The following is a 13335-nucleotide window of genomic DNA, read 5'->3' on the forward strand; positions in this document are numbered from 1 at the left end:
TACCCAAAATAGTCGGGGGTCTATATCTTTCTTTATATGGGGCTGCAATACATCTATCTAATATATTTTCATTTTCTAAGTGATGTCATAATGTTGAACTGTGGAATATGCTAGAAGATCTGTAGCGGCAGTGCATAGCTCTTTCTGATATCTTTATCAAATTTCATAGTTAAGCAAACGATATGTTTCAGTTACAATTAGCAGTAAAAAAAATGTAGCATGGTAGTTGCTTTGGTTGTGTAAAAAATATGTAATGCGTTAGGTTGAACCTATTTGTTGGCTTGTAGATGGCATAGTGTCTTCAACAAGTATATGCGACGTTGCGTAGCTTGATAATTTTTTTTAAGGTGTATTATATTATAGCAGGTTGCGGATAAAATTACTTGAAATTTATTGCATGGGTGGTTGTAATTTGGTGTTGTTTCCGTATGCTTTGTGGAGTATTTTTTAAAATAGGTTAGTTAGCCAATATGTATGATGTCCTTTGTTGTAAGGTAATTTAAAATGACTATTTGGGCTAATGAAAATATTGTAGACGAATATAGGCAGTGGGTGGAATCCCCGGCTGGCGAATTGGCTCTGCAGTCGAAGATGAAGCTGATTGTCGACTTGATTTCCGGTTGGCCTCGTCGAGGACGACGTTTTTTGGAGGTTGGTTGCGCTACTGGCATGATGACAGAGATGTTCTATCATGCAGGATTCGACGTGACCGGTTTGGACTCCTCTCCGTTGATGCTGGCTGAAGCGCGAAAGCTGCTTGGGCGACGTGCGGATTTTTTCTTAGGCAAGGCAGAACATCTTCCGTTCGACGATAATCAGTTTGATTATGTCGGCGTTGGCTCTGTGCTGGAGTTTGTGGATGATCCAGAGACTGTTCTTTCAGAAGCACTTCGAGTTGCCTCTTTCGGTATTGTTGTGACCGTCTATTCGAAATGGTCGCTGTACTACTTGCTGCGTGGCCGATCTGCTTCTGAATGTGTACAACAACGGCGTTGGCTGACTCCGCTTTGCATAGATAAAATGCTTCGTGGGCTGGTTGGAACAGGTGAATTTACTCGTCGTTCTATCTTGCTTGGTCCTGTTTCAACATGGAAAGATACTCCGGTGTGCGGTTGGGTGAATTCTAGAATTTTACCTTACGGGCTTGGAGCGCTTTCCGGAATTTGTGTAGATAAGAACGATACAAAAATGACTATTCCTCTTCTTGCAAAAAAATACAGATCAAAACCCGCAATTATGAATGCTTGCCGTACCAATCTTGCCGCCAGAAACCCTACTTCTAGTTTTGACAAATAGGCAACTTTAGACTACCCAAAGCTGTTTCGACACATTTTTGTTGATACAGCTTTTTTTGTGTGCGACCAGCACCTCCTATTTGCTACGTTTTTGTGTTGTAGCACATAGAAAGAATTACATTTTTTTAGGAACCGGCATGAGTAAAGTAAAAAGAATTAAAGGTTATGCAGATATGTTCTCTCCGGAGAGCGATACCTTTACCTTTATGGAAACTGTTGCACGCGATGTTTTTGGTAGCTTTGGCTATAAAGAACTTCGTACGCCTATTCTTGAGCGTACTGAACTTTTTAAACGCTCTATTGGCGATGAAACAGATGTTGTACAGAAAGAAATGTACACCTTCGATGACCGCAAAGGCCGTTCTCTTACTATGCGTCCGGAAGCAACCGCAGGTGTTATGCGTGCCTACATTGAAGGCAACGTGAACGCAGTTGAGCAAATTTCAAAGCTCTTCACCTTCGGGCCTATGTTCCGGTACGAACGTCCGCAGAAAGGACGTATGCGCCAGTTCCATCAAATCAACTGTGAGTGTCTCGGTCCTGATGAGCCGCATGCGGATGCAGAAGTTATTCTCATGCTGATGACCTTCCTTACTAAGATTGGTCTGAAAGAGCTCACTCTTGAGGTTAACTCCCTTGGTTGTCGTGAGTGTCGTCCTAAGTACAACGAAGCCCTGCGTGCTTTTCTCGCAAATCTTAACAAAGAAGAGCTTTGCGAAGACTGTCGACGTCGTATGGAAACAAACCCACTTCGTGTACTTGACTGTAAGGTTCCTGCCTGTAAGGCATTAACTGAAAATGCTCCGACAATTATTGAGCATAACTGTGACGCGTGTAAGGTTCATCACGATAAAGTGCTGTCCACATTGCGTGCTGCAGATGTACCATTTGTACAGAACGATCGTCTTGTACGCGGTCTTGATTACTACAACCGTACTACATTTGAAGTCGTGTCCAACGATATTGGTTCCCAAAGCTCTGTTGCAGGTGGCGGCCGTTATGATGGCCTCATTAAGCAGCTTGGTGGTGCCGATGTGCCGGGTATCGGTTTTGCGTGTGGCATGGAACGCCTTGCTCTTGCACTTGGTGAACGAGAAGTTGAGCAGCCTGATTTCTATATTGCAGTTCTTGATGAGAACGGTCTTGAAGATGGTCTTATGCTTGCCCAGTCCTTACGTCTGGCAGGTAAGAAAGGCGATGTAAGCTTTGCTTCCAAGTCCATGAAAGCGCAGATGCGTCAGGCAGGAAAAAAAGGTGCCCGTAAGGCTCTTATCCTTGGTGGAGATGAGCTTGCAGCTAAGACCGTTGTAGTAAAAGATATGGAAACTGGTGAACAGATCACAGTTCCTCAATCTGAACTTGTTGAGCATATTTAATAATCAGAAGCAGTAAGTGTTGGACGGCACTGTGCGGTGCCGTCTGACTTTTTTCGCAGTCTGATAACACCATTCGTGTAGAACCCCTAACCTTGGACAGCTTTGCTGTCTTTATGAATTTTTTAAAGGAAACGATAATGAGCGATCAAAATCTGGATATTCAGCAGGACCATCAGCAGTACATCGAGCCTCTTAACGGGTGGGTTCGCACCCATAATTGCTGCGAGCTGAATGCCAATAATATCGGCTCTGAAGTATGCCTGATGGGTTGGGTACAGTTCCGTCGCGATCATGGTGGCCTGATTTTTATCGACCTTCGTGACCGCAGAGGCCTTACTCAGGTAGTATTCAGCCCGGACGTGAACAAAGAAGCGCACAAGCTCGCGCACATTTTGCGTACTGAATATGTTGTTGCTATTAAAGGTGAAGTTCGTCATCGCCCAGAAGGTATGACCAACACCAGCATGGTAACAGGTGAAGTTGAAGTTTACGTAACTGAGTGGAAACTGCTTAATACTGCTAAGACCACTCCGTTCCAGATTGAAGACCGTGTAGATGCTTCTGAGAACTTACGTCTCGAATACCGCTACCTAGATCTTCGTCGTCCTAAGCTTGCAAATAACTTCATCATTCGTAACCGTGCTGCTCAGGCTATTCGTCGTTACCTCGATGAGCTGGACTTCCTCGAAGTGGAAACTCCGTTCCTGACCAAGTCTACTCCTGAAGGTGCACGCGACTTCCTAGTACCTAGCCGTACAAACCAAGGTGAGTTCTACGCGCTTCCTCAGTCTCCGCAGATTTTCAAACAGCTGCTCATGGCTGCAGGTATGGACCGTTACTACCAGGTTGTTCGTTGCTTCCGTGACGAAGACCTTCGTGCTGACCGTCAGCCTGAATTTACTCAGGTTGATATTGAAATGAGCTTTGCTGATGAAAAGCAGGTTCAGACCATGGCAGAAGGTCTTGTAGCGCGTGTATTTAAAGAGTGCCTTGATGTTGAAATTCCAAGCACCTTCCCACGCATGACCTACGATCAGGCGATTGAAGAGTACGGTCTTGATAAGCCGGATACCCGCTTCGACCTCCGCCTTAAGAACGTAAGCCACGTTGTAAAAGACTCCGGTTTCCGTCTCTTCTCCAGCGCAGAACTCGTAAAAGCTATGCGTGTACCTGGTGGTGCTGTTCTTACTCGTAAGGAAATTGATCAGTACACTGATTTCGTAAAAATTTACGGTGCTCAGGGTCTTGCATGGATCAAAATTAAAGAAGACGAATGGCAGTCTCCGATTGCTAAGTTCCTTTCTGATGAAGAGCGTAAAGGTCTTACCGAAGAACTCGGCCTTGAAGTTGGCGATATCGTATTCTTCCAGGCTGGTTCTGCAGATATGGTAAATAACGCTCTTGGTTACCTGCGTATTGAAGTTGCAAAACGTTTCGAACTTATTCCGGAAAACACCTATAACTTCCTGTGGGTAACAGATTTCCCTCTCTTTGAGTACGATGCTGATGAAAAACGTTATGTAGCATGTCACCATCCGTTTACTTCTGCTCAGGATGGCGAAGAAAATGTAATGGTAACAGATCCTGCTAATGCAAAAGCACGCGCATACGACCTCGTACTTAACGGTAGTGAAGTTGGTGGCGGTTCTATCCGTATGCATAACCGTCAGCGTCAGGAAGAAATGTTCTCTGCACTCGGTTTCTCCAAAGAAGAAGCAGAAGAACAGTTCGGCTTCCTCATGGAAGCATTTGAATATGGCGCGCCACCACACGGCGGCATCGCCTTCGGTCTTGACCGTCTTGTTATGATCCTGACCAACTCTCCTTCTATCCGCGACGTTATTGCCTTCCCTAAAACCCAGAAAGGCACCTGTCTGCTCACTAAAGCGCCATCTGCTGTTTCTAACAACCAGTTGCGTGAACTGAGCCTGCGTTTGCGCGAGATTAAAAAAGAAGCTGCTGAGTAGTAGTATTGAAATAGACTCTGTCTAGATAGATCGTTGTCGGTGATTAGCTGGCAAACGAAATGAAATAAAAAAGGCAGGAGCGTAGTGATGCATCTACGCTTCTGCCTTTTTGTTTGCTGTGGCGAACTGCGTTACAGCAAACGAGGAGTTTGTACTGCTCAAATAGGGGCGTGGGAGCAGTTTTAACGGAAAGTAGGAGAGGGAGACGTTTATTGCGTAATCACCATTGGTGAATAAACGTGTAATCACCAAATGCCATGCTAACGTGACATTCAACACAACGTTTGATTTTACCTTCCTCAATAACCGTTCCGTTTGCCTCATACGAAGCCCAAAACCAATTTCCAGCGGAAGGGGCGTAGTTTGGGCGTTTTTGCATGAGGTCTATGGTAAGGAGAGTTGTCCCGTCTTCGTCATAATTTTCCATTACAATAATGGAGCCTTCTTCAGCTTGATAGACAGATCGTGACGCAATTTTGTTGGGATAGATTTGAATACGAGCTCCATGAGGTGGCGAACCGTTCTTCATGCCGTTTGTATCATCAAACTGATTCCATTCAGTATAAGGATTTGTCAGGGTGATGTATTGCCAAAGCGCGTCGGCATCAGTCATCGGAGGCAGTGCACCTTGGTAAGGTTTGAAGATCGAACATGCAGAAAACAAACATAGAGAGCTGATAAAGCATACAACCATAATACGTTGTTTCATAGTAATCCTCCGAAATAGTCGAATGATCTAGCTGTGATATATACTATTCAAGATGTAATGTGTTTTATTACTTGTTGATTTTGTTGTTATATTTATTCTATAATGCCTGATTTTTTTATAATGCGGTTTAGCTAAAATGTTGCAGAAGCAAAATCGACCCCGAATTGCAATGCTTTTGTACGATCATCAGTGTCCATTCTCCAGTTTACGCGGAACTCTTCACCTGTAACAGTGAATCCTGCATTTGTAAGTTGTGCATTTAATATCTTTGCAGCTTCTCCACTCCATCCATACGATGTAAACGCGTTTGCCTTTTTGTTCATAAATTTAAGTCCTTGAAACTCTTCGAGTAGAGCTGCTAAGCTGGATAAGGGACCTTTATTGAAGGTTGGTGATCCTAATAACACTGCCTTAGAACGGAAGACTTCCGTTAGAATGTCGTTTTTGTCTGCTTTTGCAGCATGAAACAGTTTCACCTGCGTTGCAGGACTGTGCTGCAGTATTCCCTGAGCAATTGTTTCTGCAATTATCTTAGTGGCATTGTACATTGTGTCATAGATGATAGTGATTTGGTCATCCTGATATGCATCGCACCACTGAAGATAGTGTTCGATGATCTGTTCCGGATTGTTGCGCCAGATAATACCGTGGCTGGGCGCAATCATTTTCACAGGAATCCCTGTGACGAGGAAGTCCGTAATGCGACTTTTGATAATGGAACTGAAGGGGGTAAGGATATTGGCAAAGTACTTTATGGCTTCTTCGTACAAGGTGCATTTGTCTGCCAGATCGTTAAACAGCAGTTCATGTGCGTAGTGCTGTCCGAATGCATCGTTGGAAAATAGAATATTTTCACCGGAGAGGTGCGTCATCATGGAGTCCGGCCAATGTACCATAGGGATCGGATGAAATGTGAGGGCATTCTTCCCGAGGGATAATTTGTCACCAGTACCTACGGGGTGAAAAGTCCAGTCTTGATGATAATGCCCAGAAAGTGATGTAATGGCTTGTTTGGTGCAATAAATCGGCGTGTTGGGAATATGTTTCATTAATGCCGGTAGCGCGCCGCTATGGTCAGGTTCTGCATGATTACAGATGATATAATCTATCTGATCTAAGTCGATTTCTCGTTTAAGATTTTCGACAAACTCATCACCATATGGTTCCCACACCGTATCAACTAATGCCGTCTTTTCATCTTTAATAAGATAGGCGTTGTATGTAGTTCCTTTGTGTGTGGAATACTCTTTTCCATGCGCGGTGCGGAGTTCCCAGTCTATTTTACCAACCCATGAGACATTATTGGTTACCTTTTTATGCACGTAGTTCTCCTACTTAGTTGTAATTGCAGGAGAGTGTAGCATGGTTGATAGGTGGATTATTTGATAACTCTTTTGTGAAGTTGTGACGCCTTGTTATTTTAAGAAAGGTAGTAGGGCATAAATCTTGAGGCTACGTAAACAACGAGCTGGCTTCGCGAGTAAAAGTCTTTAAAGAGTCCAGAGAACCTTTCTACAGAGCCTTAGCCGTTCTCGAAAAATGAGAGATTATGGATAACAAGGTCCTCTGGCCGCCAGAGACAAAATGGGCGTCGATGAGAATGTGTTGCAGACAACCCCACTGCAAAAATAAAAAAGCCGGAACGCGAAGGCGTTCCGGCTTTAATGCTGTGCTGTTCGGAGCGATGATTAGTCGCCGAGACCGAAGTGAGCTGCCATGTATGGACCAAAGAAGATACCATCGTCGTCGAGGTCTTCTTCGATGCGGAGCAGCTGGTTGTATTTAGCGAGACGGTCGGAGCGGGAGAGGGAACCGGTTTTGATCTGGCCGGAGTTCACTGCCACTGCGAGGTCTGCGATGAAGCTGTCTTCAGTTTCACCGGAGCGGTGAGAGATAACGGTGGAGTATGCAGCACCTTTTGCCATTTCGATGGTGTCGAGGGTCTCGGTGAGGGTACCAATCTGGTTAAGTTTAATCAGAATGGAGTTACCGCAACCTTCTTCGATGCCTTCAGCAAGGATTTCAGGGTTGGTCACGAAGATGTCGTCACCAACGATCTGGGTGGTAGGAAGTTTTTCGGTAAGAAGCTTCCAGCCGTCCCAATCCTGTTCGGAGAGACCGTCTTCAATGGAGATGAGCGGGTATTTTTCGGTGAATGCTGCGAGCCAATCAACCATTTCTTCAGAAGTAAGGGTCTTGTTTTCACCGGAAAGAACGTACTTGCCGTCTTTGTAGAATTCAGAAGCAGCAGCGTCGATTGCAAGAGCAATCTCTTTACCTGGAACGTAGCCAGCAGCTTCGATAGCTTTCATGATGTAGTCAAAAGCTTCTGCGTGGCTGTCGAGGTTAGGAGCAAAGCCGCCTTCGTCACCAACAGAGGTAACGTGACCGTCGTTGGAGAGAAGTTTTTTCAGTGCGTGGAATACTTCTGCGCCCATGCGGAGTGCTTCAGCAAAAGTAGGAGCACCGATAGGCATGATCATGAATTCCTGAATGTCGAGGTTGTTTGGTGCATGCTCGCCACCGTTGATGATGTTCATCATTGGTACTGGAAGTACTTTAGCGTTGATGCCGCCAAGGTACTGGTACAGAGGCTGGCCGAGGTAGCTTGCTGCTGCACGTGCAACTGCGAGAGATACGCCGAGCATTGCGTTAGCGCCGAGACGTTCTTTGTTTTCGGTGCCGTCGAGCTCGATGAGGATGTTGTCGATGTTAACCTGACGGGTTGCGTCGAGACCGATGATGTTCTCTGCAATTTCACCCATTACGTTGTTAACAGCTGTTTCAACACCTTTACCGAGGTAACGGTTTTTGTCACCGTCACGCAGTTCGAGTGCTTCACGGGTGCCGGTGGATGCGCCGGATGGAACAGCGGCGCGGCCGGAGTGACCGGATTCGAGGGAAACTTCAACTTCAACGGTTGGATTGCCGCGGGAATCCAAAATCTCTCTTGCCCATACGGAAACAATAGTACTCATTCTATAACTCCTTGTAGTCCGACCGGTTGGCCGTTCTTTTCTAACAAAAGTACAAAAAACACAGTGGGTACGGTGTGCTACCGGATGCCACTTTCCAAATATAATAACCGCAAACCTTCCATTAAAAGGTTAGAGCGGACATGGTCAAAACATGATGCAACGCGCGCGATATCTTTAGCAAAGCCGCCGGTTGCAACAACTTCCATTGGGCCTTCAAGCGTGCCGGAAAGACGTTTGCATAAGCCCTCTGTCATTGCTGCAAAGCCGAAAATAAAACCGTGGTTGATACTGGTGGATGTGCTGCGGCCAAAAACAGGCATGTCGCTGTGCACTTCCAGACTGATCTGCGGAAGCTTTGCAGTGTTGCTGGCTAATGCAGATGCAGCAGACTTAACACCGGGGCAGATAAGTCCGCCAAGATATGCATTGTCTTGCACGCAGTCAAAAGTTGTAGCGGTGCCAAAATCTACAGAAACGATAGAACGTGCTTCCGGGTAGAGTTTGCGTGAAGCGTACGCACCTACAAGGCGGTCAGCACCAACCTGTTCAGGCCGTGTGTATCGGTTTTCTAATGGAATAGGAATATCTTCCGGAGCAAGTAGCAGTCTTTGATTTAAGTAGCGTTTGAGGGCATTGCGGATAATCGGATTCATATCCGGAACAACAGAGCTACCGATACATGCCCGGATTTCATCTGGGGAAATAGACATGTGAGAGAGGATGTCTAAGATGCGAAACCCAATAGAATCAGAAGTTTGGTGTGGATCTGTGGGTAAGACATATGTTGTGGCGAGATCTTCTCTTTCTGTAATACCAATTTTAATATTAGTATTCCCAATATCGAATAATAGAACAGTGTTAGTCATATTTCCTCTGGTTGAATCTCAACGCCTGAGCATGGAATCTAAAGTCAGTGAATGTTTTTTTAACGAATACTAAATCACTTTGTTAATTATCTCATGCTCACTACTGGTATTTCAGTATTAAAATTAAATCTGAATACAGACAATACATAGTAGTATACTGTGCGGCATCTACAAATTATTGAAATCGCCCAAAACACTCATACGAAATATAAGGGTATGCGTTGTTTTGTTGGCAAAAATGCTCTGTGGTTTTCAGGTCACGGCATCTTTATTCATACATGGCTTGACCATGCACTCTACTGCGCCAACGACTTGTGCTGTAGCGGCACGTACCCTCTTTGATAGAATAAAACAAGAGAACAAAAAAGAGAAAAAACAAATAAAGCTACATGAAACAGTTTACAACATCTCTGTAGCACATCCTGTAAGGAGATTTAATGCAAGCTGCTGCTCTTATTCCTGCTCCAGAAGCCATACCGGTGGCTGCCGGTTGTTTGGAAGGACTTTTGATTGTCACGTTTGCTTTACACATTATTCTCATTAATTCTGTTCTGGGCGGTGCTATAGTCTGTTCAGTACGTAGCGTTGTGAACAAAAATAGTATTGCTATCAAAAAAATTGCCAAGGTTTTGCCGTCACTGTTTGCACTGGCTATTAACTTAGGTGTTGCTCCTCTCTTATTCATCCAGATACTCTACGGACAATACATGTATACAAGTTCCATTTTGATGGCGATGTATTGGTTGAGTGTCTTTTTTCTCGCTATTTTTGCCTACTATGCTTTGTATGTGTTTGCCGGTCGATACGGCGGGCATGCAAAAGTTTCCATGTCGATCTTTCTGAGTAGTGTAGCCATGTTGTGCATTGGACTTGTGTTTTCCAACAATATGACGCTGATGCTGCGACCGGATATGTGGTTTGCTTACTTTGCTTCCTCCGGTGGCACCCTTCTTAACTTTGGTGACCAGACCGTTTGGCCGCGATACCTGCATGTTGTGGTTGCTTCTATAGCCGTTGGTGGTTTGGTGTTAGCCCTTGTTGCCCGACATAAGATTGCTAAGGAATCTGAAGAACTGGCTATGCAGGAAGAGCGGTTGGGGTTGAATATTTTTCTGATCACCTCACTGGTTCAGATCATGATCGGCGCGACATTGTTTTTTTCGTTGCCGGAACATTTGCGTCACCTCTTTTCCGGCGGGTCAGAGTTCTACACAGGAGCATTGTTGGTTGGGCTCGCGTCCGTTGCAATGTTGCTGTTCCAAGCGGCAGCACGAAACTTATACGGAACCATTATTACCCTAGTTTTTACCGTGCTTGTGATGGCAGGTTTGAGGGCATTGGTCCGCAAAGCTATGCTTGATCCGTATGGCGGCTTGGCAGCCCTACCGGTTGAAACAGAAGTATCTCCTTTCCTGATGTTCATTGTTGCCTTGGTGCTTGGTCTTGGTGTCATTGCCTATATGATTAATCTTGCAATGCGTAGCAGTGAGGAGGTGTAGTATGGAATACCCAGTATGGTGGCTGCCTTCTGTTTCCGGCGGACTGCTCATTGCATGTATTTCGATTATTCATGTGTTCATCGCCCATTTTGCGGTTGGCGGTGGTTTCTTTCTCGTGCTTACAGAGCGTAAAGGCTATGCGGAAGATAATCCTCACATTGTTGAGTACGTAAAACGTCATACCAAGTTTTTCCTTTTGTTGACCATGGTCGCAGGGGGACTGACTGGTGTAGGTATATGGTTCACTATCAGTCTGGTTTCGCCAGCGGCTACCTCGGTGCTGGTTCGTAGATTTGGATTTGGATGGGCAACAGAGTGGGTGTTTTTTCTTTGTGAAATTGTAGCCCTTCTTATTTACCATTATCGTTTTGGAAAGATGTCCCGCCGTGATCATCAAATCATCGGCTGGTTGTATGCGCTATTCGCGTTTCTTTCGTTGTTTGTTGTTAACGGCATTATCACCATGATGCTGACACCGGGGAACTGGCTTGAAACGAAAGCCTTCTGGGATGGCTTTTGGAATCCGACGTTCTGGCCTTCTCTCTGGCTACGATTCTCTATTTGCCTCATGTTTGCAGGGCTGTTTGCTCTTGTGACTGCGTATCGAATCGAAGACGAAAAAACACGTGAGCAGATGATTCGCTATGCTGTTCGGTTTGTGGCGTATCCCTTTGCTCTTCTTGTCGCCTGTGCGGTCTGGTATGTGTTTGCCCTTCCAGAAGCTCAGCTTTCTATGGTGCTTAAAAAGTCTGCACAGACTCCACAGCTTGTAGAGATTTTTCTTCCGCTTTCAGCAGTCTTACTGGTTGGAGTGCTAACCTTTGCCTACGTTACACCGCAGGCAGTGCGTCCTGTGTTGCTTGCGGTGTTGCTTGTGGTTGGTATTGGACAGATAGGTACGTTTGAATGGATTCGAGAGGCTGGGCGTCGTCCATACATTATTTACGGGTACATGTGGTCAAATTCAGTTCTGGTTGAACAGACAGAAGATATTCGTAAAAATGGAATGCTTGCCTATGCTAAGTGGTCAAATATTAGAGAAATCAATGAGGATAACCTTCTTAAAGCCGGAGAGGACTTGTACCGGATACAGTGCTTAGGGTGTCACGGCTTGAGCGGCCCTATGTTTGCCGCAGAGAAAGTGGCTGCTGGTCTTACCCGAGAAGGCTTGATGGCACAGTTCAATGGGCAAGGAAAGTTACGTGAATTTATGCCACCGTTCCTTGGTAATGATGCCGAACGAAAGGCTGTTTCTGCATACCTTGCCCATGCGATGAATAAATCGCTTGAAGAGGAACCGGCAAAACAGCCTCAAATAGAAGATGTTACATTGCCGGCGTTTAATCTTGAAGACTCAGAATATGTTCTTGTTGCATGGGGAACGGAAGGTGTGAACACAATTTCTGATAACTATTCGAATTTTACCATGCAGATACCCGGCTCAACGATTCGCGCCCAACTCTTTCTGCGTGATGAAGTTCCAGAGATTGTTACAGAAGATGTAGTTCTCACGTACCGAATTGAAAAAGCGTTTTCTACCCCAGCTGAGCATGTGACATTCTGGCATTACGCCAACCAACTTACGGGCAAAGATTTGCCGCCGGACACCGGCATATGTGATATAAATCTTATAGGTACTTTTAAGCTCGATGAGGAGAACAGGGCTTTCGTAGCTTGTTCTTTGCCGATCTTTCCATATTCAAACAGTGGAACGGTTAACCCGTATCCTTTGTTAAATGTAGAAGCACGTACGGCAGACGGCAAACTTCTTGCCGCAACTAAAGTTGCTGTTCCTATCTCAACTGAATGGGGATGCCGAAACTGTCATGATGGCTCATGGCGTGTGGCTGATACAGCCGGTATCTCCAATAAGACTGCGGATAATATTCTTGCCGCACACGACAAAATTAATGGTACCAGCCTTGTTGATAAGGCTGAGCACGGTACCCCGCCGAAGTGTCAATCCTGCCACGAGTCTTCACGGACTGGCGATGCCGGTAAAAAAGAAATTCTTGGTTTTTCTGCAGCCATTCATGGTTGGCATGCAAATTATCTTACAGGTCGTGACGACATAACTTGTGAAAGCTGTCATCCAGCAGCTCATAACACGAATACCCAAGCAATGCGGGGGCTACATGTCGATCGTGATATAACATGCACCAACTGTCATGGCACAATGGAAGATCATGCACTTGGTTTGCTGAAGGCGGAAAAAGAAAAAGGAAAGCCAAGGGCAGAGTTCTTGATGACAAACCTTACTCCTCGAGTGTCAGCGACGTTTGATGAAGTTCAGCCGCGCGAAGCATGGACTAATCAACCTGATTGCGGGGTGTGTCATTCCTTCTCTGAGACTCCAGACAGCGATGCTTCAGCCGTGAATAAGTGGACAGAAAATGCCCAAGGTCTTTTTAAGAACAGAAAGGATGACTTGGAAGCGGTCATGTGTCAGGCCTGTCATGGCACTGCTCATGCCTTGTATCCGGCAGATAACGGGTATGGCGAAGTGCGTAACAACATTACGCCGATGCAGTATCAAAAGTTTGCAGCACCACTTGGTTCTGAAGGTTCCTGCATATGTCATACAATGGAAATGAGTGTGTACGACTCAGCACACCACCCGATTGTTGAAAAGTAACAACTAAAAG

General features: G+C 45.4%; 9 protein-coding genes. 5 read left to right on the forward strand and 4 right to left on the reverse strand.

Annotated features, from left to right (window positions below):
- Positions 1-504: 504 nt before the first annotated feature.
- The 3 genes from BUR09_RS05695 to aspS all read left to right on the forward strand — a co-directional run bounded on the left by BUR09_RS05695 (position 505) and on the right by aspS (position 4638).
- Positions 505-1296, forward strand: coding sequence for a class I SAM-dependent methyltransferase (locus tag BUR09_RS05695; protein WP_074215994.1), 792 nt, complete (start codon positions 505-507; stop codon positions 1294-1296).
- Between the two features lie 136 nt (positions 1297-1432).
- A complete protein-coding gene (gene hisS / locus BUR09_RS05700) occupies positions 1433-2671 on the forward strand; it encodes a histidine--tRNA ligase (RefSeq protein WP_074215995.1) in 1239 nt (412 codons plus the stop codon).
- A 137-nt stretch (positions 2672-2808) separates the two neighbouring features.
- Positions 2809-4638 (forward strand): aspartate--tRNA ligase, encoded by a 1830-nt coding sequence (gene aspS / locus BUR09_RS05705; RefSeq protein ID WP_074215996.1) that lies wholly within the window; start codon positions 2809-2811, stop codon positions 4636-4638.
- A 220-nt stretch (positions 4639-4858) separates the two neighbouring features.
- Here aspS and BUR09_RS05710 read toward each other — a convergent pair whose 3' ends face one another.
- From BUR09_RS05710 to BUR09_RS05725, 4 genes are all read right to left on the reverse strand, one after another.
- Positions 4859-5347, reverse strand: a complete 489-nt coding sequence (locus tag BUR09_RS05710) for a cytochrome P460 family protein (protein WP_074215997.1) — start codon at positions 5345-5347, stop codon at positions 4859-4861.
- Positions 5348-5478: 131 nt separating this feature from the next.
- Positions 5479-6669, reverse strand: coding sequence for an oxygen-binding di-iron domain-containing protein (locus tag BUR09_RS05715; RefSeq protein ID WP_074215998.1), 1191 nt, complete (start codon positions 6667-6669; stop codon positions 5479-5481).
- 366 nt (positions 6670-7035) lie between these two features.
- The gene (eno, locus tag BUR09_RS05720; protein WP_074215999.1) at positions 7036-8325 is read right to left on the reverse strand and encodes a phosphopyruvate hydratase; all 1290 of its coding nucleotides are present in this window, start codon (positions 8323-8325) and stop codon (positions 7036-7038) included.
- A 77-nt stretch (positions 8326-8402) separates the two neighbouring features.
- The gene (locus tag BUR09_RS05725; RefSeq protein WP_074216000.1) at positions 8403-9191 is read right to left on the reverse strand and encodes a type III pantothenate kinase; all 789 of its coding nucleotides are present in this window, start codon (positions 9189-9191) and stop codon (positions 8403-8405) included.
- Positions 9192-9628: 437 nt separating this feature from the next.
- Here BUR09_RS05725 and BUR09_RS05730 point away from each other — a divergent pair, with 437 nt between their 5' ends.
- Entirely contained in the window at positions 9629-10690 is a 1062-nt protein-coding gene (locus BUR09_RS05730; protein WP_074216001.1) for a hypothetical protein, read from the forward strand.
- Between the two features lies 1 nt (position 10691).
- On the forward strand, positions 10692-13325 hold the full coding sequence (locus tag BUR09_RS05735) for a cytochrome ubiquinol oxidase subunit I (RefSeq protein ID WP_074216002.1): 2634 nt from the start codon (positions 10692-10694) through the stop codon (positions 13323-13325).
- The last annotated feature ends 10 nt before the right edge of the window (positions 13326-13335 follow it).

Origin of the sequence: Halodesulfovibrio marinisediminis DSM 17456, assembly GCF_900129975.1 — a bacterium.
In the GTDB taxonomy this organism is placed as follows: domain Bacteria; phylum Desulfobacterota; class Desulfovibrionia; order Desulfovibrionales; family Desulfovibrionaceae; genus Halodesulfovibrio; species Halodesulfovibrio marinisediminis.

What these genes read in the sequence shown, in the direction of transcription:
- BUR09_RS05695 (WP_074215994.1), top strand. Translation starts at nt 505, where the DNA reads ATGACTATTTGGGCTAATGAAAATATTGTAGACGAATATAGGCAGTGG.
- hisS (WP_074215995.1), top strand. Translation starts at nt 1,433, where the DNA reads ATGAGTAAAGTAAAAAGAATTAAAGGTTATGCAGATATGTTCTCTCCG.
- aspS (WP_074215996.1), top strand. Translation starts at nt 2,809, where the DNA reads ATGAGCGATCAAAATCTGGATATTCAGCAGGACCATCAGCAGTACATC.
- BUR09_RS05710 (WP_074215997.1), bottom strand. Translation starts at nt 5,347, where the DNA reads ATGAAACAACGTATTATGGTTGTATGCTTTATCAGCTCTCTATGTTTG.
- eno (WP_074215999.1), bottom strand. Translation starts at nt 8,325, where the DNA reads ATGAGTACTATTGTTTCCGTATGGGCAAGAGAGATTTTGGATTCCCGC.
- BUR09_RS05725 (WP_074216000.1), bottom strand. Translation starts at nt 9,191, where the DNA reads ATGACTAACACTGTTCTATTATTCGATATTGGGAATACTAATATTAAA.
- BUR09_RS05730 (WP_074216001.1), top strand. Translation starts at nt 9,629, where the DNA reads ATGCAAGCTGCTGCTCTTATTCCTGCTCCAGAAGCCATACCGGTGGCT.
- BUR09_RS05735 (WP_074216002.1), top strand. Translation starts at nt 10,692, where the DNA reads ATGGAATACCCAGTATGGTGGCTGCCTTCTGTTTCCGGCGGACTGCTC.